Raw genomic sequence first — 20,602 nt, forward strand, 5'->3', positions numbered from 1 at the left:
AGAGCGAAGTTATGAGCCTCCCGAAGGGGTGTCAAGCCCTACGGCGAAGCCCGTGCTCCGTGACTCCAATGTGACCTTTGGCTATCGAAAGTTTTTCGATGCGGACCCATTGACGTGACAAGGCTGGCGCGCCTAACGTCCCGGCAACCAAGTTGAAACCTTTCACGACGTCTGGACGGCTCTCCGCCGACGTCGTCGAGGAGCCCCTCATGACCCACCCGTCAGACGCGGGTCCGGCCCCGGTGCTCGCGCTCAAGGGCATCTCCAAGTCCTTCGGCGCGGTACGCGCCCTGCGGGACGTGTCCCTCGAACTGTTCCCAGGTGAGGTGCACGCACTCGCCGGTGAGAACGGCGCGGGCAAGTCCACTCTCATCAAGACCCTCGCCGGTGTGCACCGGCCCGACGCCGGCCAGGTGCTGCTCGACGGCGAACCCGTCCTCTTCCACGGCCCCGGTGACGCCCGCGACGCGGGAATCGCCGTGATCTACCAGGAACCGACCCTCTTCCCCGACCTGTCGATCGCCGAGAACATCTTCATGGGCCGCCAGCCCCGCCGCGCGCTGGGCCGGATCGACCACAAGGCCACGCATGCGGCGACCGCGGAGCTGATGAAGCGGCTCGGGGTGGAGCTGGATCCCGACCGCCCGGCGCGCGGCCTGTCCATCGCGGACCAGCAGATCGTGGAGATCGCCAAGGCGCTCTCCTTCGACGCCCGCGTCCTGATCATGGACGAGCCGACGGCCGCCCTCACCGGCAGCGAGGTGGCCCGCCTCTTCGGTGTCGTCCGCACGTTGCGCGAACAGGGCGCCGCCGTCCTGTTCATCTCGCACCGCCTGGAGGAGATCTTCCAGATCTGCCAGCAGGTCACCACCCTCCGCGACGGCGCCTGGATCTCCAGCGAGCCGGTCGAGGGAATGACCGAGGACGATCTCGTACGGCGCATGGTGGGCCGCGAGCTCGACGAGCTGTATCCCAAGCAGGACGTCGAACCGGGTGAAGTCGCCCTGAGCGTCAAGCGGTTGACCCGCGAGGGCGTCTTCACCGACGTCTCCTTCGACGTACGGCGCGGGGAGATCGTCGGTCTCGCCGGGCTGGTCGGCGCCGGCCGGACCGAGGTGGCGCGAGCCGTCTTCGGCATCGACCGCTGGGACGCCGGCGGCGTCGAGGTCGACGGGAAGGCGCTGACGAACGGCGCCCCCTCCACCGCGATGGCCGCGGGGCTCGCCCTGGTCCCCGAGGACCGGCGGGCCCAGGGCCTGGTGATGGACATGTCGATCGAGCGCAACATCGGACTCACGGGGCTTCGTACGACCGTGAAGGCCGGCCTCGTGGACCGGGGTGCCGAACGCAGCCGTTCCCTCGACTGGGCGGTGAAGCTGCACGTCAAGTACGCGCGGATCGCCGACACCGTCAACACCCTGTCCGGCGGCAACCAGCAGAAGGTCGTCCTCGCCAAGTGGCTCGCCACCGGCCCCAAGGTGCTGATCGTGGACGAGCCGACCCGTGGCATCGATGTCGGCACCAAGGCCGAAGTGCACCGGCTGCTCAGCGAGTTGGCCGCCGACGGCGTCGCCGTCCTGATGATCTCCTCCGATCTGCCCGAGATCCTCGGCATGGCCGACCGCGTGCTGGTGATGCACGAGGGCCGGCTCACCGCAGAGATCCCCCGTTCCGAAGCCACCGAGGAATCCGTGATGGCCGCAGCCACCGGGAGGGCCGCCGCATGAGCACGGCCTTCACGACGATCGAGTCCTTCGGGAGGGCCGCCGTATGACGGTCACGGCTCCCAACCCCGCGCCCGCCGCCGAGGCCCCAGGGTCGAGCGGTACCCGGCTGGTCGACCGGGTCTTCAAGATGCGCGAACTCGCCATCCTGGTCGTCTTTCTGGTGATGATCGGCATCACCCAGGCCGGCAACAGCCAGTTCCTGTCCGAGCAGGGCATCAAGGACCTGCTCCTCAACGCGACCATCCTGGTCCTGGTCGCCACCGGCCAGTCGCTGGTCGTCATCACCCGCAACGTCGACCTGTCGGTCGGCTCCACCCTCGGCATCACCGCCTTCGCCACCGGCGACTACCTCCACAGCGGCGGCAACGCGGTCGTCGCGATCCTGCTGGCGGTACTGCTCGGCATCGGACTCGGCCTGGTCAATGGGCTGTTGGTGAGTCTGGGGCAGGTGCCCGCCCTGGTCGTCACGCTCGGCACGCTCTACATCATCCGGGGCGTCGACTCCATCTGGGTCGGCTCACGGCAGATCACGGCCGCCGATCTCCCGGGCGGATTCGTGGACTTCGGCTCAGGCGGCCTCTCGGCCGTGCCCTGGCTGGCGCTGATCGCGCTCGCCGTACTCATCGTCACCGCCTACTACCTCAAACACTTCGGCAGCGGACGGGAGTTGTACGCCCTCGGCTCCAACCCCGAGGCCGCCAGACTCGCCGGCATCCCGGTCCGCAAGCGGATCCTCGCCGCGTACACCTTCTGCGGCGGGCTGACCGGACTCGCCGGCGCGATGTACCTGGCCCGCTTCGGCAACGTCGACTCCGGCACCGGCACCGGCTACGAACTCACCGTCGTCAGCGCGGTGGTTGTCGGTGGCGTGGTCTTCACCGGCGGCTCCGGCAGCGTCTACGGCGCGGCCCTCGGCGCGCTCCTGCTGACCTCCATCAACAGTGTGCTGCCCGCCCTCGGCGTCAGCTCCGTCTGGGTGCTCGCCATCAACGGCATCCTGCTCATCCTCGCCATCGCCGTCGACCGGATCGTCGCCCTGCGCGTGGCCACCGCACTGAAGAAGAGGAACGCCCGCCATGCCTGAGTCGTTGACGCGCGCGATCCGCTGGGACACGGTCGTCGGCGCCCTCCTCGTCGTCCTGCTGCTGTTCTCGTTCACCTCCGTCGACGGCTTCGGCAACGCGCTGAACCTGTCGTTCCTGATCGGCAACACCCTTCCCATCGCCCTGGTCGCGCTCCCGATGACCCTCTTGGTCGTCTCCGGCGAGATCGACCTGTCGGTCGCCTCCACGGCCGGCCTGTCCGGCGCGGTGATGGGCAAACTGTGGAACGACGGCATGGCGATCGAGACGATCATCCCGATCTGCCTGCTCCTGGGCCTGGCCTGCGGCCTGGTCAACGGGCTGCTCGTCACCCGGCTCGGACTGCCGTCCCTCGCCGTCACGATCGGCACGCTGGCCGCGTACCGGGGCATCGCGCAGATCGTGCTCGGTTCCGACGCGGTCACCGACTTCCCCACGCAGTACCTGGACTTCGCGGCCGGACGGCTCGGCAACACGTTCCTGCCGCGGGCCTTCCTGCCCTTCCTGGTGCTGCTCGCCATCGCCGTCGTGGCTCTGCATGCCACCCCGTTCGGGCGGTCGTTGTTCGCGATCGGGGCGAACGAGGAGGCGGCGCGGTTTGCCGGTATCCGGGTCAAGCGGCAGAAGCTGATCCTGTTCACCGTGACCGGGCTGATGGCTTCTCTCACCGGGATCTTCTGGGCGCTGCACTACGCCAGCGCTCGCTATGACAACGCGACCGGCCTCGAACTGTCCGTCGTGGCCGCGGTGTTGCTCGGTGGGATCGACTTCGACGGCGGGAAGGGGACGCTCGGCGGGGCGATCGCCGGGGTGTTTCTGCTCGGTGCGCTGCAGAACGTGATGAGCCTGCTGAATGTCTCCGCGCAGTCGCAGATCGTCGTCACCGGTGTGTTGCTCGTTGTTTCGGTGCTTGGGCCTCGGGTTGCTCGGCAAGTTGCTGTCGCCAGGGCCGCGGCTCGTTCCACTGGATAGGCCGTATCGCGGCTGCCGGCCTGTTGTGGCTGGTCGCGCCGTTCCCCGCGCCCCTTCGGGGCGCGCTTCCGCTCACCTTCGTATCAAAGGACCCCATGCCATGCGCAAAGCATCCCTTCGTCGTGCCTGTGCGGCCGTCGTCGCCGTCACTTCGCTCACCCTCGTCGCCACCGCCTGCGGTGGTACCACCAAGAAGGATGTGAAGGACGAGAACACCGGGTCGGCCGTCACCGGGGGCAAGGCGGACCCGAATGCCGCCCTCAAGAAGGGGCTCACCGTCGGGTTCCTGCCCAAGCAGGTCAACAACCCGTACTTCACCACGTCCGACAAGGGCGGCGAGAAGGCCCTCACCGAACTGGGCGAGAAGTACAAGGAGGTCGGACCGAGCAGCGCCACCGACACGGCGGGACAGGTGAGTTACGTCAACACGCTCACCCAGCAGCAGGTGAACGCGATCGCCGTCTCCGCGCAGGACCCGGGCGCCCTGTGCACCGCGCTCAAGCAGGCGATGAGCAACAAGATCAAGGTCGTCACCTACGACTCCGACACCAACCCCGAGTGCCGCAACGCCTTCGTCTCGCAGGCCAGCGCCGAGGACCTCGGCCGTACCCAGGTGCAGTTGCTCGCCCAGCAGATCGGCTACAAGGGCGAGATCGCGATCCTGTCGGCCGCGCAGACCGCGACGAACCAGAACACCTGGATCGGCTTCATGAAGGACGAGCTGAAGGACCCCAAGTACAAGAACATCAAGCTGGTCAAGGTCGCCTACGGCAACGACGACGCCCAGCAGTCCTTCCAGCAGACCCAGGGCCTCCTCCAGGAGCACCCGAACCTGAAGGGGATCATCTCCCCGACCACCGTCGGCATCAAGGCCGCCGCCCAGTACCTGTCCGGCTCCCAGTACAAGGGCAAGGTCAAGCTGACCGGCCTCGGCACCCCCAACGACATGCGCAAGTACGTCAAGAACGGCACCGTCGACGGCTTCGAGCTGTGGGACCCGGCGAAGCTCGGCGCCCTCGCCGCGCAGACGGCGGTGGCGCTGGTCTCGGGGCAGATCACCGGCAAGGAGGGCGAGACCTTCAAGGCCGGCGGGACGTCGTACACCATCGGCAAGGACGGCGTGATCAACCTCGGCAAGCCGACCGTCTTCGACGCGAAGAACATCGACCAGTTCAACTTCTAGCATTCATAGGGGTGTTGATGCAGCGCGTGTGTTTCCTGCTGAAGGTCCGGGCGGACCGCCTCGACGAGTACCGCGAGCGGCACGCCACCGTGTGGCCCGAGATGCTCGACGCGCTCTCGGCCACCGGCTGGCACAACTACTCGCTCTTCCTGCGCGAAGACGGCCTGCTGGTCGGCTACTTGGAGACCGAGGACTTCGCCGCCGCCCAGGCCGGCATGGAAGCCACCGACATCAACTCCCGCTGGCAGGCGGAGATGGCGCCGTTCTTCGAGTCCCTGGACGGCGCCCGTCCCGACGAAGCGATGAAGCCCCTCACCGAGGTCTTCCACCTCGCGTGATCCCCCCCACAGGAGCCGCTCACATGAGAAGACGCGCCGTGCTCGCGACCGCCATACTTGCGGCCGTGGCAACGCCGGGCATCGCACGGGCGGCCGACCCCGGCCCGTCCGTCACCAAGAAGAGCACCACCCAACTCGACGCCCAGGCCGTCTACTTCGTCTCCTACGACGGCCTGGTCAACAACAACTCGTTCCAGAAGAACGGCCTGTTGACCTACAAGGGCTACCAGTACGCGGCCTGGTACACGTCCACCAAGTACGCCGTCGTCGCCCGGCGAGTGCTCGGCGCCACCACCTGGTCGACGATCACCCTCTCGCACCAGCTCAAGAGCGACGACTCCCACAACGTCATCTCGATGGGTGTCTCGCGGGTCGACGGCCGTCTTCACCTCAACATGGACTCCCACAGCGACGGCTTCTTCTACGTCAAGTCGGTCGCCGGCCTCCTCGACAACCCGGCGTCCACCGCCTGGACTTCGGCCGTCCTCGGCGCCGTGCAGACCTCGCTGGACGGTGTGGCACTCACCTCGCAGTTCACCTACCCCCAGTTCATCGCCACCCCCGAAGGGGGGCTGCAACTCAGCTACCGCGTCGGGATCTCCGGCAACGGCCGCAACGCCCTTGCGGAGTACGACGGTTCGGCCTGGACCGCGCTGGGGGAGTGGAGTGCCTCGACCGGCACCTACACCAGCACGCACGGCTCCAGCACCGCCCGCAACATGTACCTCCACGGCATCGACTACGACGTCAACGGCCGCCTGCACTCCTTCTTCACCTGGCGCGAGCAGTCCGCCGCGGTGATGTGCAACAGCGGCGGCATCACCAACCACGACACCGGCTACGTCTACTCGACCGACCGGGGCCGCAGTTGGCGCAACGACGCCGGAACTGTCGTAGGGACGACAGGCAGTTCGGACACCGTCGCCGTCACGGACGCCGGACTCGTCGTCGACTCCCTCAACCCCGACCACTCCCTGATGAACCAGGAGAGCCAGACCACCGACTCGGCCGGCCTCCCGCACGCGATCATCAGCTACGTGCCCGGCCGCTTCGGCCAGTGCACCACCAACTACGTCACCGACCGCACCGCGAACGGCCGCGCCTTCCACGTCCGCAAGAACGCGTCGGGCACCTGGCAGAAGACCGAGATCCCCATCGCCCTCAACTCCAGCCAGCGCACCAAGCTGGTCCTGGACAAGTACGACAACGCCTACGCGGTCCTGCCCTACGGCCGTATCGCCGCCGCCTCGAAGGCCTCCGGGTACTCCGACTGGGCGCTGCTGTACGACGGGAGCGACCTGAACGCGTTCGGCGAGGTCGTCATCGACGAGCTGCGGGTGAAGGCGGACAACGTGCTGTCGTTCATGTACCAGGAGAAGTCGAGCGGTACGACCCCCTCGGCACTCCACGTCGTCGACTTCGCCCTGCCCGCGTGACCGGGACGGTCGCCGGAGTCGGCGAAGGTCATGACGGTAATGTGAAGACCTTCCCGCCGTCCCACGTCACCCTGGAGGTCTCCGCCTGATGGCCCAGCCGGTGGGTATCAAGGACGTCGCCCGCGCCGCCGGAGTCTCGGTCGGCACGGTCTCGAACGTCATCAACCGCCCGGACACCGTCGCCACGGAGACCCGGGCCCGGGTGCTGTCCGCGATCGACCGGCTCGGCTATGTCCGCAGCGAGTCGGCGCGCCAGCTGCGCGCGGGGCGCAGCCGGATCATGGGGCTGCTCGTCCTCGACATGGGCAACCCGTTCTTCGTGGACGTCGCCCGCGGCGCCGAGCGGGCCGCGCGCGAGGCCGGGCTCGGGGTGATGGTCTGCAACAGCGCGCAGAGTCCCGGCGAGGAGGCCGAGTACCTGTCGCTCTTCGCCGAACAGCGGGTGCGGGGCGTGCTGTTGACCCCGGCCGACGCGACCGGACGCAACATCGAGTCGTTCCGCCGGCACGGCATCCCCTTCGTGCTCGTCGACCGCGTCGCCGAGGGCACCACCGAGTGCTCGGTCTCCGTCGACGACGTCGCGGGCGGTGCGCTCGCCGTGCGGCACCTGATCGACGCCGGGCACCGCTCCATCGCGTACGTGAGCGGTCCGCCCGGCTTCAACCAGGTGCGGGACCGCCGTACGGGCGCAAAGAACGCGCTCGCGGAGGCCGGTCTCGACCCCGGCACGCTGCGCGAGCTGCCCACCGACCGGCTCGACGTGGCCGCCGGGCGGGACGCCGGCGCCCGGCTGCTGGGCCTCGCCGACCGGCCCACCGCCGTCTTCTGTGCCAACGACCTGCTCGCCCTCGGCGTGCTCCAGGCCATGTTCGCGGCCGGGGTCGGCGTCCCGGACGACCTCGCGATCGTCGGCTACGACGACATCGAGTTCGCCGCGGCGGCCGCCGTACCGCTCACCTCGGTCCGGCAGCCCGCCGTCACCATGGGCGCCCTGGCCGCCGAACTGCTCCTGGAGGAGACCGAGGCGGAGGCGGACACGACGGCTCGCCCGCACGAGCACCGGCGGGTCGTGCTCCAGCCGGAACTGGTGGTGCGCCGCTCCAGCCTCGCCGCCCGCTGATCCACCGGTCAGTAGGATTTCATGATCCAGGGGGTCGGATATCGGACGCACATGTGCTGGACTGTGACGCGGCCCGTCATTCGTCCGTACCAGGAGTCGCGTTGTCCGTCAGCTACCGTCAGCCCGGCGTCGTCCTCACCGACCGCCGCTTCACCGTGCCCCTCGACCACGAGGACCCCACGGGCGAGACCATCGAGCTCTACGCCCGTGAGGTCGTCGCGAGCGACAAGACGGACCGGGAGGACCTGCCGTGGCTGCTCTACCTCCAGGGCGGACCCGGATTCGGGGCGAATCGTTTCGTCGGGAGACAGGCCTGGCTCGGCCGCGCGCTTGACGAGTACCGCGTGCTCCTTCTCGACCAGCGCGGCACCGGTCACTCCACCCCGCTCAACCGGCAGACGCTCCCGCTGCGCGGCGGCCCCGCCGAGCAGGCCGAGCACCTCACGCATTTCCGCTCCGACTCCATCGTCAGGGACTGCGAGACCATCCGCCCGGCCCTCACCGGCGGCGCGCCCTGGACCGTCCTCGGCCAGAGTTTCGGCGGCTTCTGCACGGTGAACTACCTGTCCACCGCCCCCGAAGGCCTGCGCACCGCCCTGCTCACCGGCGGCCTGCCGTCCCTCGACGCGCACGCCGACGACGTCTACCGGGCGGCCTACCCGCGCATCGAACGCAAGGTCGCCGCCCACTACGACCGCTACCCGCAGGACGTGGAGCGCGCCCGCCGCATCGCCGAGTACCTGCTGAGCCACGAGCCGGTCCTCCCGAACGGCTACCGGCTCACCGCCGAGGCCTTCCAGTCCCTCGGCATCATGCTCGGCGGCAGCGAGGGCAGCCACCGCCTCCACTTCCTCCTCGAGAACGCCTTCGTCCGTACCCCGCAGGGCTTCGAGCTCTCCGACGCCTTCCAGGAAGAGGTCCAGAACTCCCTGTCGTACGCCGGGCACCCCCTCTACGCCCTCGTCCACGAGGCGTGCTACGCCCAGGACGCCCGCCCCACCGCCTGGTCGGCGGAGCGCGTCCGCGGCGAGTTCCCGCAGTTCGACGCGGCCAAGACCCTCGCGGGCGACGGCCCCCTCCTCTTCACCGGTGAGACCATCCACCCCTGGATGTTCGACTGCGACCCCGCGCTGCGGCCGCTCCGCGAGACCGCCGAACTCCTCGCCGCCCGCACCGACTGGCAGCCGCTCTACGACCCGGCGCGTCTCGCCGCCAACGAGGTGCCGGTCGCCGCGGCCGTCTACCACGACGACATGTACGTCGACGCGACCCACTCGCTCCGGACCGCCCGCTCCATCCGGGGCCTGCGCACCTGGGTCACCGACGAGTTCGAGCACGACGGCGTACGGGCCGGCGGCACGCGTGTCCTGGACCGGCTGCTGGCCCTCACGCGCGACGAGGTCTGAGTCCGCCGACGGGAGGTGGGTCCGGCGACGAGATGTGACTCGGTGATTTCCGACATAAGGTTCATTTCGATGAATACCAAGTCACTCCGCCGGGCCCGCCCGGCCGCACTGGTCCTCGCCTTCGTCGCGGTGGGCACCGTCGCGCTGGTGTCCTGCGGCGACGACAACAACAGCTCCGGCAGCAGCTCAGGGACCCCGACCCCGGACAAGGCCTCCTTCTCCGGAATGACACCGTCGGCCCTGAAGTCGGCCGCCTCCTCGGCGGTCGCGTCGGCCCGAGCCCAGGCCTCCGCGGCGGCGTCCTCCGCCTCGGCCGCCGCGTCCTCCTTCGAGGCCTCCGTGTCGGCCGAGGTCGCCCGCGCCGGCAAGGACGCGCAGAACGAACTCAAGAACGTCACCGGCCAGGGCAACGCGATGTCGGAGGTCGCCCTGACCGGCAAACCGCGCGCCCAGACCGGCGGGCTCCTCGCCGCCCTCGTCACCATCACCAACAAGACAGACAAGAAGGCGTCCTACGCCGTCCAGGTCGACTTCCTCGACTCCTCGGGGAAGGTGGTGGAGACGCGCTATGTCGGCGCCGAGAACCTCGCCCCCGGCGCGAAGGCCCAGCCGGTCGCCATCAGCACCAAGCCGCCGGAGCCGGTGCTGACCCCCAAGTTGGCCAAGGCGCAACGCTATTGACCAACGGGCGCTTCACCGCTCGGAGTTGAGCGCCGCCACCGCGCCGCCCGCGTCCCCGATCGTCGCGTAGTCCACGGCGACGAAGTTCACCGGCCGACCGCGCTCCCGCTCACAGCGGTGGACGCGGTCGAGCACGAACTGCCGGGCGTTGACCTCGCCCGCGTCCAGGCGGCTGCCGCCGTCGATGGTGATGAAGTGGTTGAGCAGGAACAGCCGTTTGTCGCTGCCACCGCGATGCGGAACGCAACTCATCGCGTCCGGCGTGCGGAACGCGAACGGGGTCTCCATGCCGTAGTCGTAGAAGTTGCGGTACCAGGGCGCCGGACCGTCGGCCTGCTCGGCGAAGACCACGAGCCTTCGGCCGCTGTCGATCAGGTCGCCCAGGGTCGGCCACGGCTTCGCGGGGTCCGGGTCGGGGGTGTGCAGCAGGTCGCTCAACCCGGCCTGCGCGAAGGCCCGTTGAGTGTCCTCGCCGCTGATCTCGTCCTGCACGATCAGGGTGATCACCTCGGTCGGATGGGCGCGCATCCAGTCCCCGATCTCGCGCAGCTCGGGCACCAGCGCGATCGCCCCCGCCCGGCACACCGAGTGGCACAACCACAGCCCCTCGCGCGGCGGGTTGACCTTGTTGACGGCCGCGGCGATGAACTTCCGCTGTTCCGCGGTGAAGTCGGACTCGGCGAGCCGAGCGGTGATCTCGTCCGGGCGCTCCCACCGGTAGGTGTCGATCTGCAGGGCGCGCACCCCGTCGTCCAACTGGGCGGTGATTCCCGGGTCCTGGAGCGGGCCGATGAACCGGTCGACGGTGGTGGACATCGCGTTGTGCGAGGTGAGGTAGGCGACCTCGTCGTAGGGCCGGTCGCAGAGGTCGGCGCCGCCCTCGCAGGTGCGGGACGCGGTGGGTGTGACGGCGTAGGGGATCAGCAGGACGCCGGCGACGGCGGCGCCGCCCGTGGCGAGGGCCAGCCGGCGGAGGCGGGGGAGGGCGGGGACGTGCGGCCGGACCTGGAGGGCCCAGCCCACGCCGGTCAGGAGGGCACCGGCCAGGACGGGGACGAGGGCGGTCGCCAGGGCGGTGGCCGTGAGCCGGTCAAGGGCGGTGCGCTGTACGTCGTCGACCAGCCGGGCCAGGCTCGGCGGCCAGGAACCCGGCGGATCGATCACCCGCCCCCCGCTGACCAGCCGGAAGAGGACGGCTATGAGACCGGCCAGCAGTCCACCGGCCGCGAGCGACCAGCCCACGGGGAGGAGCCGGCGGCCCGGGGACGTCGAGCCGCCGCCGATCCACAGCACCGCCAGCGCGGCGACGAGGAGCGCCGAGGCCAGGGCCTCCGCGAGGCCGAGGCCGACCGCCGTGTAGGTGTGGGCGCGGTGGATCGCGGCCAGGTCGAGGGTGCTCGTGAGGTTCCAGGTGCCGCCGCCCACGCTCGCCCGCAGCCGGTCGGCGGCCGTACGGGTGCGGTCCGACACGGCGGCGGGGGCCACGGTGGCGAGCGCGGTCGCGACATCGCCGTCCCGCAGCGCGGCCTCGACCGCCGGGCGCAGGGCGTCCCGGCCGGCGGCGGGCAGTCCGCTCACCAGCGTCGCGGCCGCCTGCTCCGCCTGTGCCTCGGACAGCTGGAGGGCGGGCAGCCCCTTAGGGATGTGCCCGGCGGTCACGGCTCCCAGGGCGGTGGACAGGTCGGCCGAGAAGCGCTCGAAGTCGGGCTCGGGCCGGTTCTGCACCGAGGCGACGAGATCGCCGAAGTAGATCTGCGCGAGGTCGTTGAGGTTGGCCAGCACCGGCCGCAGATCGACCTTGAGGACCAGCGAGTCGCGCTCGCCGCCCAGATAGCCCACCACGGCGTCGATCTGCTGCTGGGTGAGATCGCGGACCGTCTCCGGCGGCAGGACCAGCTTGAGGTTGGAGGTGACCTGCGCCTCCGGCACGGGCAGCCGGGCCAGCAGCCCCCGGGTGACCGCAGCAGTGCGTGGATCCACCAGCACCTGGCTGTAGAGCCGGTCGTAGGCCTTCTCCTCGTCCAGCGCCGACCGGTAGAAACCCGGTGAGACCACGGTCGAGCGGGCCGTGGCCGCGAGGGTGAGGACCGCCGTCGCGAGGACGGCCAGGACCAGGGCCGCGACACGCGGCAGTCTGCGGGACGCGATGCCGACCGGGTCCATGATTTCCCATCGTCGTCCCGCCCCACCCGCCCCGCAAACGGACACGGGACGCCGGAAATGGCGTGGCCGTGGCAGGGGGTGGACGTGTTGGGTGGGCGGTATGAACGACACGGAAGTCCTGGCGGACCGCTTCGAGGAACACCGCGGCCGGCTGCGCGCGGTGGCCTACCGCATGCTCGGCTCGCTGCCGGAGGCGGAGGACGCCGTCCAGGAGACCTGGCTGAAGCTGAGCCGCACCGACGCGGACGAGATCAGGAACCTCGGCGGCTGGCTCACCACGGTCACCGGCCGGGTCTGCCTCGACCTGCTGCGCGCCCGCACCGCGCGCCGCGAGGACCCCATCGACGAGACCTTCGTCCCGGACCCGCTGCTCAGACCCCTGACGGACCTGGACCCCGAGGAGGAGGTGTTCCAGGCCGACTCGGTGGGCCTTGCCCTCCTCGTCGTCCTGGAGACCCTGGAGCCCGCCGAACGGCTCGCCTTCGTCCTGCACGACCTGTTCGCGGTGCCCTTCGACGACATCGCCCCGATCGTGGAACGCAGCTCCGCCGCCACCCGCCAACTGGCCAGCAGGGCCCGCCGTCGGGTCCAGGGCGCTAGTCCGTCGACCGACCCGGATCTCGGCCGGCAGCGCGAGATCGTCGAGGCGTTCCTCGCCGCCGCACGCGAGGGAGACTTCGACGCCCTCGTCGCACTTCTGCACCCGGACGTGGCACTGCGCGCCGACTCCGGGGCCCTGGTGCGCGGCGCGGCGGCCTCCAAGGCGATGCGCGGAGCGCGCGCGATCGCCGAACAGGCCCTCATGTTCGCGCCGTTCGCCCGCCTCACCCAACTCGCCCTGGTCAACGGCTCGGTGGGTGTCGTCAACGCCCCCGATGGACAGCTGCTCTCCGTCATGGGCGTCACGATCGCCGACGGCCTGATCACCGAGATGTACATCCTGTCCGACCCGGACCGGCTGGCCCGCCTCGATGTGAACGGGTCAGTACGCTGAACGGCATGGAAGATCACATAGTTGACCGGGCCGAGCTGCGCGGCGACTGCGAGCGGTGTTTCGGGCTGTGCTGTGTCGCGCTGCCCTTCACCGCCGCGACGGACTTCGCGATCGACAAAGCGGCGGGGACACCGTGCCCGAACCTCCTGGGTGATCACCGCTGCGGAATCCACGCGAAGCTCCGGCAGACCGGCTTCACCGGCTGCACGGTCTACGACTGCTTCGGCGCCGGCCAGAAGGTCTCGCAGGTCACCTTCGGCGGGCGGGACTGGCGCACGGTCCCGAAGGCGGAGTCCCGTCGGATGTTCGACGTGTTCCCCGTCGTACGACAGCTGCACGAACTGCTCTGGTATCTGACCGAGGCGCTCACCCTGCCGGCCGCGGCGCCGGTCCACCCCGCGGTGCGCGAGGCGCTGCGCACGACCGACGCGCTCACGCGCGGCACGCCCGAAGAGCTCGGCGCGCTCGACGTGGGCGCCCACCGGCAGGAGGTCAATGTGCTGCTGCTGCGGACCAGCGAGCTGATGCGGGCCGGCGCGAAGGGGAAGAAGAAGGACCGGCGCGGTGCCGACCTCATGGGCGCCAGCCTCAAGGGCGCCGATCTGAGCCGGGCCAACCTGCGCGGCGCCTACCTCATCGCCGCCGATCTCACCGGGGCCGACCTGCGCGGCGCGGATCTGATCGGCGCCGATCTGCGGGACGCCGATCTCACGGACGCCGACCTGACCGGCGCGTTCTTCCTCACGCAGCCTCAGGTCAACGCGGCCCGGGGGAGCGCGGGGACCAGGCTGCCGGGGTCAGTCGTCCGCCCTGTGCACTGGGCAGCGGGCCTCTGAGGGGACCTCGTCCGGGACCGTGACCGGCGCGGTCACCGGCCCGGACGGGGTGCGCCGGTCCAGGTGGAGCCGCAGTCCCTCCGGCATCAGCGTCAGGCGCTCGGCCACGCGCAACCGGTAGGCGGGGTCCGGGCGCAGTTCGTAGCGGCGCAGCAGCAGGCCCAGGACGAGCGTTGCCTCGTGCAGCGCGAACTGGCGGCCGATGCACGCCCGCGCTCCCGTGCCGAACGGCTTGAAGGTGTGCGGGGCGCGGGAGCGGACGGCCTTGGCGTCGAAGCGGTCCGGGTCGAACTCCTCGGCGTCGGCGCCCCACACCTCGGGGTCGCGGTGCAGCATCGGCGTGAGGATCAGCGCCCAGGCGCCCCGCCGCACCGGGTGGTCCCCGGCGAGCTCGGTGTCGCGGGTGGCCTCGCGGGCGTAGGCGGGCGCGGTCGGCCACAGCCGCAGCGACTCGTCGAGCACCCGGCGGACGTAGCGCAGCTTGGCGACCTGCTCGTAGCCCGGCACCTCCGCGTCGCCCCAGACCTGGTCGATCTCCGCGCGGGCGCGGGCCGCGACCTCCGGGTGGCGGGCGAGGTAGTGCAGCGCGAAGGACAGGGAACCCGAGGTCGTCTCGTGGCCGGCGACCAGGAAGGTGATGACCTGGCGGCGGACGTTCTCGGCGGACAGCCGCTCGCCGGTCTCCGGGTGGGTCGTCTCCAGCATCCGGTCGAGCAGGTCGCCGTCACCGCCGTTCGTCGTACGGCGGGTGCGCACCATGTCGTCGACCGTGCGGTTGAGGTAGGCGATGTCGGCCTCGTTGCGCCGGGTCGCGGTGCGCAGGAGGAGCGGGGCCAGCGGTCCGGGCACGGAGTTGAGGCGCTGCGCGTAGCTGAGGGTGCCCACCATCGAGGTGACGAAGGGGTGCGGGCGGTCGCGTTCGAAGGAGCCGAAGTCATGGCCGAAGCCGGTGCGCGCGATCGTCTCCAGGGTCAGCTTGGTCATGTCGCCGGGCACGTCCACCGAGCGTCCGGCGGCCAGTTCGCGGTCCCAGTGGTCCGTCAGGCGCTCGGCCACGGCCAGCATCATCGGGTGGTAGCCGGCCATCGCCTCGCGGCTGAAACCGGGGGCCAGGACGTCGTGCGCCAGCTGCCAGTTGGGCTCGTGGTTGTACGCCGTGAACAGGCCGTCCCCGGCGATCGGCCGCAGATTGGCGACGCCGAGGCCGACGTGTTTCGCGAACCGCGACTCGTCCGCCATGTCGGCCACCAGGTCGGCGCCCCACACGAACACGAACTCCTTGCCGAAGGCCCTCCGGCGGAAGATCGGGCCCAGCTGGCGGGCGAAGCGCAGCGAGTCCTGGAGCGGGGTGCGCCGGTCGGCGCCGATGACGTCACCGAGGAACGGCAGCCGACGCGGCGGATGCGGGATCCGGTCCAGCTGGGGCCAGCCCTGCTCGGCGCCCCGGAATCCCTTCGGCAGCGCGGTCGGCGTCACCGTCGTCGTCTCCGCCATGACGCGATCTCCCTTGATCCACTCGCGGGTTCAGCCTGTTGTACGTGGGTTCAATAGCGGGTTTCAGTGTGATCCCGCTGTTGAACCGACGTCAAGTAAAGTGCGGGAATGGCCGCCAACCAGGGAGAGCGCACACGCCGCCGGCTCAGCACCGGTGAGCGTCGGGAGCAACTCCTCACGGTGGGCGCGCGGTTGTTCTCGGAGAGCCCCTACGACGAGGTGTGGATCGAGCAGGTCGCCGAGATCGCCGGGGTCTCCCGGGGGCTGCTCTACCACTACTTCCCGACCAAGCGGGACTTCTTCGCGGCCGTCGTCGAGCGCGAGAGCGAGCGGATGCTGCAGATGACGGCGGCCGTACCGGGCGTACCGGCCCGCGAACAGCTCGCCGCCGCCCTCGACACCTATCTGGAGTACGTGCACGCCCACGCCCACGGCTACCGCGCCTTCCATCGCGCCGACGCGGCCGGGGACCAGACCGTACGGCGGGTCTACCAGCGGGCGCTGGCGGCGCAGGAGCGGCAGATCCTGGCCGCGCTCGCCGCCGATCCCGAGTTCGGTCCTGCCGTGGAGGAGCGGCCCGACACGAAGCTCGCGGTGCGCGGCTGGCTGGCCTTCACCACCGCCGTCTGTCTGGAGTGGCTGCGCGGACCGGAGTTGAGCCGCGAGCAGGTGCGCGATCTGTGCGCGCGGGCGCTGTTGGGCGTCCTCGCTCCCTGAAGAGCGGTTGTGGAAATCGCGTGGCGTGGTTGGCGCGCGCCCCGATCTTCGGTAAGTTAGGCAAGGCTTACCTAAGGAGGTTCAGGGATGGGTGACAGCCAGACGTGGACGGCCGTGCCTGCCGCGGCCGAGCGGGCCCGCTCGGTGCTCGCCGCCGCATGGTCCTGCGCGGTGACCGCGGAGGGCGGTCGCGAGGAGTTCGTCGGCGCCCACAGCGTGGACGACGACGGCCGGGTACTCCTTCAAGTGCCCGAGGACAGCGCCCTGTTGGCCGCCGCGATCTGCGCGCCGCGCGGCGAGCCGTCCGCGGTGCTCGAGTTCGCGGACGTCGCACCCGTCCCCGTGCGCAACCGCATCCGGGCCCGGCTGTGGCTCGCCGGCTGGTTCGTCCCCGAGGACGGCCGACTGGCGTTCAGCCCCACGCGCGTGGTGCTGCGTCCGGCGACCGGCGCGGTGGTCATCGACCTCGACGAGTTCGCCGCCGCCGAACCCGACCCGCTGGCCCTCGCCGAGGCCCAGCTGCTGACCCACCTCGCCGACTGCCACTCCGACGCGGTCGAACGGCTCACCCGGCTCGTCGAGCCCGACAGCCTGCACGGCGCCGTCCGTGTCCAGCCACTCGCCGTCGACCGGCACGGACTGACCCTGCGCATCGAGCGCGCCCGCGCCCACGGCGACGTACGACTGCCGTTTCACGCGCCCGCCGACACGGTCGCGCACCTCACCGAACGGATGCATGTGCTGCTCACCCAGGCCAGTGCCGCGTCCTGCCCGCGTCCCCTACAGCGGCAGCGCACAGACGGCGACCGGTGACGCGAACGGCTCGCCCGCGAGCCGCAGTTGACCGGTCGCGCCGTCCACGTGGAACACACTGACCGTGCCCGACTTCTGGTTCGCGGCGAACAGCAGTGTCCCGTCCGGCGAGAAGGCGATCTGCCGGGGGAAGTCGCCGCTCACCGGCACGGTGTCGAGCAGTCGGAGCCGGGCGCCGTCCGCCTCGACGGCGTACCGCGCCAGGGTGTTGTCGCCCCTGTTGGCGAGATAGGCGTACGAACCGTTCGGCGTCACCAGGATCTGCGCCGGGTAGTTGGTGGTGCTGCCCGTGCTCCCGCTGGACTGCGGGCCGCCGATCGTGAGGGCGCCCGTGGCCGGGTCGTAGGCGCAGACCGCGACGGTGTCGTCGACCTCGTTGGCCAGGTAGGCGTACCGGCCGCCGGGGTGGAACGTGAGGTGGCGCGGGCCCGCACCCGCGCGGGTGTGCGCCTGGGAGACCTCGGTGAGCGTGCCCTTCGTGGTGTCCAGGCGGTAGGTGTAGACCGTGTCGGTGCCCAGGTCGACGGCGAGGACATGGCCGCCGTCGGGACTCGTCACGAACTGGTGCGCGTGCGGGCCGTCCTGGCCCGGGCCCGGCTGCGGACTGGAGTGCTTGACCAGAGCCGTGCGCTCGCCGAGCGCGCCCGACGTGCCGATCGGGTGCACGGCCACGCTGCCGGACGTGTAGTTGGCGCTGAGCAGCCAACGCCCGGTGGGATGCACCGAGAGATGGCAGGGGCCCGCGCCGCCGGTACTCCGCGAGCCGAGCACCTTGCGGTCCGCCAGGCGTACGGCGGTCACCGCGCCGGCGGTCTGTTCGTCGACCGCGTACAGCGTGCGGCCGTCGGGGTGCACGGCGAGGTACGACGGGTCGGCGACTCCGGTGAGCGTTCCGGCGCCGGTGATCTGGCCGGTCGCCGGGTCGTAGGTGGCCAGGCCGATGCCCGTGCCGCCGCCGTCGACCGAGGTGTAGGTGCCGAGGTAGAGGGGGTGGGGGCCGCCGGCCTTGCCGGCGGGGTGGGTGCTGGGGGCCGGCGCCGGGGTCGCCGCGGGAGTGGATTCGGGGTCTGCCGGGGCCGAGGCCGGTGCGGGAACCGCGACCACGGCCGCGGTTCCGCCCAGGGCGCCCAGGAAACGGCGTCGACTCCAACCGCCCTGTGACGCGTCCGCACCACTGCTCATGCCCACACCCTCAGGTCGTCGCTTGCCCCGGTCGTCACAGCAACCTTGGCTTGTGCGGCCCATCGAGCGCAAGAACGGCAACGTGCGTTGCGCAGGGTGCAATGAATGGGTGGTCTACCAGTCGCCGTCCTCCACCGGCTTGCCCTTGGCGTCCTTGAGAGGCTGCACCTGGCCGGGCGCGGGTTGCTGCCAGGGTTCGTGGTCGTCGCCGAGCCAGTCGCCCACCGGTTTCACCGCCCCCAGGGTGTCGGTGGGGGCGAGGTCCTCGGCGTCCTCGTCGTAGTAGTCGAACCAGGGCAGGCCCGCCTGGGTGTACGCGGCCCGGTCCACCGGAGACCGCGGCGGCTCCTCGCCGGTGATGCGGCGCCACTCCGGGGGCGTCACGAGGTGCACGAAGACCCGTCCGGCGGGCTCCTTCGCCCAGGACGTCAGCGGGCGGTCGTCCTCGTAGACCTCCTGGCGCATCGAACCGCCGACGCCGAGACCCATCCGAGGAGAGGCCCCCGGAGCGCTGCGCATGGGGGCGGCCGATGCGGCCATCGGCATGGGGGGTGCGCCGTAGCGTCCGGACGGCATGGTGATCGCCCTTGCCCTCTCCGACCGGCGCCGCTCGTCCTCGCGCCACTTGGCCAACTCCCGCTCGGTGAGCGGGAAGGACTGGAGCTGGACGCCGCCCCACACCTCCTCGCCCGTGACCTGCCCCTCGACCGTCGCGCCGAGGCCCAGCGGTACGGCCACGAACTGGCGGACCGTCCCCTTGCCGGAGTTGATGCCGTCGAGCCAGGGCTGACGCGGAAGTACGAGGTAGTTCTGCGGGTCGCGGGAGAGCCGGTCGCTCCACGGCTTCCCGGAGATCGCGCACACCTTGCCCACGCCGACCTGGAGGGCGGCGGGCTCCGCCGTGCCCGCGAAGCTCAGCCACATCGCCTCACGCAGATACACCGGCAGCATCACCCCGCCCCGCGCCCGCCACTCCTCGGGCACCGTGTCAGGGAAGTCCGCGACCCGCCGGACCGGGAACTCGCCGAGCCCGGGCGGCAGCGGATGCGTGCCCGTCTCGGGCAGGCGGAGCGTGCGGATGAACCGCACCGCCACCCCACCGGGCAGCCGCAAGGTGTTCCCGTCGATCCGTACGGTGCTGTCGGTCATGCGTCCGCCCCCGTCGCCGCGCTGCCGGAGGCGGTCCGCCCCCGGGTGACTCCGTCACCTAGAACGTTCGGCGCCCGTGCCCCGGTTCCTGCGCAGCCGCTCCGGCACACCCACCCGCTCCCGTAGCCACATCAGCCACGGCAGACGTTCGCGCTGCTCACCGGCGCACCGGTCGAGTTCCTCCAGCAGCCGACGAGACCGGTGCTCGGTGTCCAGTTCGTCCAGCATGCGGTTGACCTCGGTCAGCATGGCGCCCAGCAGCTGCCACTGGGCCGCGTCGCGCTGGACCTCCTCCAGGAGCAGCTGCGCCAGCTTGTCGCGGGTGGCCGCGGCCGTGTGCAGCTCGGCGGTGAGCCGTGACTCCGCCGACTCGGCGCTCACACTCACATCGGTGGTCACCAGCACCGCGAAACTGACCACGGCGTCCCCGACCTCGGACAGCAACTGTTCTACGGCGGCGCCTGTGGGCGGCGTGAACAGCGGCTCGGGGTCGCGCTGCTTCGCCAGGTCGGTGAAGGTGCGCGCGAGGACCCGCAGCACTACCGTGCAGATCTCCAGGGTGTCCAGGCCGGTCCGCAGCACCACCCGGTGCAGCAGCCCCTCCCGTACACGCGGATTGAGCCGCAGGCTGTCCTCGGCCTGCCGCAGGGCCGCGTCGACTTCGACGATGTCGTGGTCGAGACGGCGGGCCTCGTGCAGCCGCGCGGTGGCGTGGTCGACGGGGGTGCGGCCCGCCGCCTCCTCGCCCATGCGCCGCATCAGCCGCCGCAGCCGACGGGCCAGGCCCTCGATGGACTCGCCGGCCTCGTCCACCCACACGGGGGGAGCCAGCAGCAGATTGCAGCCGAACCCCACGACCGCGCCGATCAGGGTCTCCACCACCCGCGCCCACGCCGTGTTCCCGACCGTGGTGACCCCGAGGACCAGCATCGCGCTGATCGCCACCTCGGGAACGTACTCGTCAACTTTGACCAGTCGGCCGACGACCAGCGAGGCCACGATCAGCAGCGCCAGGCTCCACCAGGTCAGACCGACCAGCAGACTGAACGCGATGGCGACGAGCACGCCCGCGACCACGGCGTTCACTCGGCGGATGCCGTTGGTGAGGGTGGCGTAGAGCGTGACCTGGACGACGAGGAGTGCGGTCAGGGGAGCGGTCAGCGGGGCGGGCTCCGGGCTCAGGCGCAGCGCGACGACGTAGGCGATCGTCGCCGCGATCGCCGACCGCAGCGTCTGGACGATCACCGGGTCCCGGTACCGCCCCACGAACCGCACCAGTGGCGCGGTCCACTCCCGGACATCTCGCATC

The 20,602-nt window shown here is 70.8% G+C and carries 18 protein-coding genes; 13 read left to right on the forward strand and 5 right to left on the reverse strand.

Annotation, left to right across the window (positions count from 1 at the left end):
• Positions 1-209: 209 nt before the first annotated feature.
• From ACFXC1_RS03200 to ACFXC1_RS03240, 9 genes are all read left to right on the forward strand, one after another.
• A complete protein-coding gene (locus ACFXC1_RS03200) occupies positions 210-1,727 on the forward strand; it encodes a sugar ABC transporter ATP-binding protein (RefSeq protein ID WP_381238026.1) in 1,518 nt (505 codons plus the stop codon).
• A 43-nt stretch (positions 1,728-1,770) separates the two neighbouring features.
• Positions 1,771-2,811: an ABC transporter permease gene (locus ACFXC1_RS03205; RefSeq protein ID WP_381238027.1), complete on the forward strand. Its 1,041-nt coding sequence runs from the start codon at positions 1,771-1,773 to the stop codon at positions 2,809-2,811.
• Entirely contained in the window at positions 2,804-3,781 is a 978-nt protein-coding gene (locus ACFXC1_RS03210; RefSeq protein WP_381238030.1) for an ABC transporter permease, read from the forward strand. Before ACFXC1_RS03205 ends, ACFXC1_RS03210 begins: the two co-directional genes overlap by 8 nt.
• Before the next feature lie 100 nt (positions 3,782-3,881).
• Positions 3,882-4,964, forward strand: coding sequence for a rhamnose ABC transporter substrate-binding protein (gene rhaS / locus ACFXC1_RS03215; RefSeq protein ID WP_381238033.1), 1,083 nt, complete (start codon positions 3,882-3,884; stop codon positions 4,962-4,964).
• A gap of 17 nt (positions 4,965-4,981) precedes the next feature.
• On the forward strand, positions 4,982-5,302 hold the full coding sequence (locus ACFXC1_RS03220) for an L-rhamnose mutarotase (RefSeq protein ID WP_381238036.1): 321 nt from the start codon (positions 4,982-4,984) through the stop codon (positions 5,300-5,302).
• A 23-nt stretch (positions 5,303-5,325) separates the two neighbouring features.
• Complete coding sequence (locus ACFXC1_RS03225) at positions 5,326-6,738, forward strand: BNR repeat-containing protein (protein ID WP_381238039.1); 1,413 nt, start codon at positions 5,326-5,328, stop codon at positions 6,736-6,738.
• Positions 6,739-6,826: 88 nt separating this feature from the next.
• Positions 6,827-7,858 (forward strand): LacI family DNA-binding transcriptional regulator, encoded by a 1,032-nt coding sequence (locus ACFXC1_RS03230; protein ID WP_381238041.1) that lies wholly within the window; start codon positions 6,827-6,829, stop codon positions 7,856-7,858.
• A 101-nt stretch (positions 7,859-7,959) separates the two neighbouring features.
• Positions 7,960-9,264: an alpha/beta fold hydrolase gene (locus ACFXC1_RS03235; RefSeq protein WP_381238044.1), complete on the forward strand. Its 1,305-nt coding sequence runs from the start codon at positions 7,960-7,962 to the stop codon at positions 9,262-9,264.
• A gap of 69 nt (positions 9,265-9,333) precedes the next feature.
• Positions 9,334-9,945, forward strand: a complete 612-nt coding sequence (locus tag ACFXC1_RS03240) for an FxLYD domain-containing protein (protein WP_381238047.1) — start codon at positions 9,334-9,336, stop codon at positions 9,943-9,945.
• A gap of 12 nt (positions 9,946-9,957) precedes the next feature.
• Here ACFXC1_RS03240 and ACFXC1_RS03245 read toward each other — a convergent pair whose 3' ends face one another.
• On the reverse strand, positions 9,958-12,108 hold the full coding sequence (locus tag ACFXC1_RS03245) for a PI-PLC domain-containing protein (protein ID WP_381238049.1): 2,151 nt from the start codon (positions 12,106-12,108) through the stop codon (positions 9,958-9,960).
• 100 nt (positions 12,109-12,208) lie between these two features.
• On the opposite strand from ACFXC1_RS03245, the gene sigJ reads away from it, so the two are divergent.
• Together sigJ and ACFXC1_RS03255 are read left to right on the forward strand one after the other, a co-directional pair.
• Positions 12,209-13,102, forward strand: a complete 894-nt coding sequence (gene sigJ / locus ACFXC1_RS03250) for an RNA polymerase sigma factor SigJ (protein WP_381238052.1) — start codon at positions 12,209-12,211, stop codon at positions 13,100-13,102.
• A 5-nt stretch (positions 13,103-13,107) separates the two neighbouring features.
• Positions 13,108-13,938, forward strand: a complete 831-nt coding sequence (locus ACFXC1_RS03255) for a pentapeptide repeat-containing protein (protein ID WP_381238055.1) — start codon at positions 13,108-13,110, stop codon at positions 13,936-13,938.
• Here ACFXC1_RS03255 and ACFXC1_RS03260 read toward each other — a convergent pair.
• Positions 13,900-15,432 carry a cytochrome P450 gene (locus ACFXC1_RS03260; RefSeq protein WP_381238058.1) on the reverse strand — a complete coding sequence of 511 codons (1,533 nt, stop codon included), beginning with the start codon at positions 15,430-15,432 and terminating at the stop codon, positions 13,900-13,902. The two genes, ACFXC1_RS03255 and ACFXC1_RS03260, sit on opposite strands and share 39 nt — an antisense overlap.
• A 108-nt stretch (positions 15,433-15,540) precedes the next feature.
• Between ACFXC1_RS03260 and ACFXC1_RS03265 the strand changes: the two genes are divergently transcribed.
• Both ACFXC1_RS03265 and ACFXC1_RS03270 read left to right on the forward strand, forming a co-directional pair.
• Positions 15,541-16,149, forward strand: a complete 609-nt coding sequence (locus tag ACFXC1_RS03265) for a TetR/AcrR family transcriptional regulator (RefSeq protein WP_381238060.1) — start codon at positions 15,541-15,543, stop codon at positions 16,147-16,149.
• A gap of 87 nt (positions 16,150-16,236) precedes the next feature.
• Positions 16,237-16,962 carry a DUF2470 domain-containing protein gene (locus tag ACFXC1_RS03270; RefSeq protein WP_381238063.1) on the forward strand — a complete coding sequence of 242 codons (726 nt, stop codon included), beginning with the start codon at positions 16,237-16,239 and terminating at the stop codon, positions 16,960-16,962.
• On the opposite strand, the gene ACFXC1_RS03275 is transcribed toward ACFXC1_RS03270, so the two are convergent.
• The 3 genes from ACFXC1_RS03275 to ACFXC1_RS03285 form a co-directional block, all read right to left on the reverse strand.
• A complete protein-coding gene (locus ACFXC1_RS03275; protein ID WP_381238066.1) occupies positions 16,930-18,144 on the reverse strand; it encodes a lactonase family protein in 1,215 nt (404 codons plus the stop codon). The genes ACFXC1_RS03270 and ACFXC1_RS03275 overlap by 33 nt on opposite strands.
• A gap of 114 nt (positions 18,145-18,258) precedes the next feature.
• Entirely contained in the window at positions 18,259-19,293 is a 1,035-nt protein-coding gene (locus tag ACFXC1_RS03280) for a hypothetical protein (RefSeq protein ID WP_381238068.1), read from the reverse strand.
• A 54-nt stretch (positions 19,294-19,347) separates the two neighbouring features.
• Positions 19,348-20,601, reverse strand: a complete 1,254-nt coding sequence (locus tag ACFXC1_RS03285) for an FUSC family protein (RefSeq protein ID WP_381238071.1) — start codon at positions 20,599-20,601, stop codon at positions 19,348-19,350.
• Position 20,602 lies beyond the last annotated feature (1 nt).

Source organism: Streptomyces hokutonensis (assembly GCF_042751305.1).
Taxonomy (GTDB): domain Bacteria; phylum Actinomycetota; class Actinomycetes; order Streptomycetales; family Streptomycetaceae; genus Streptomyces; species Streptomyces hokutonensis_A.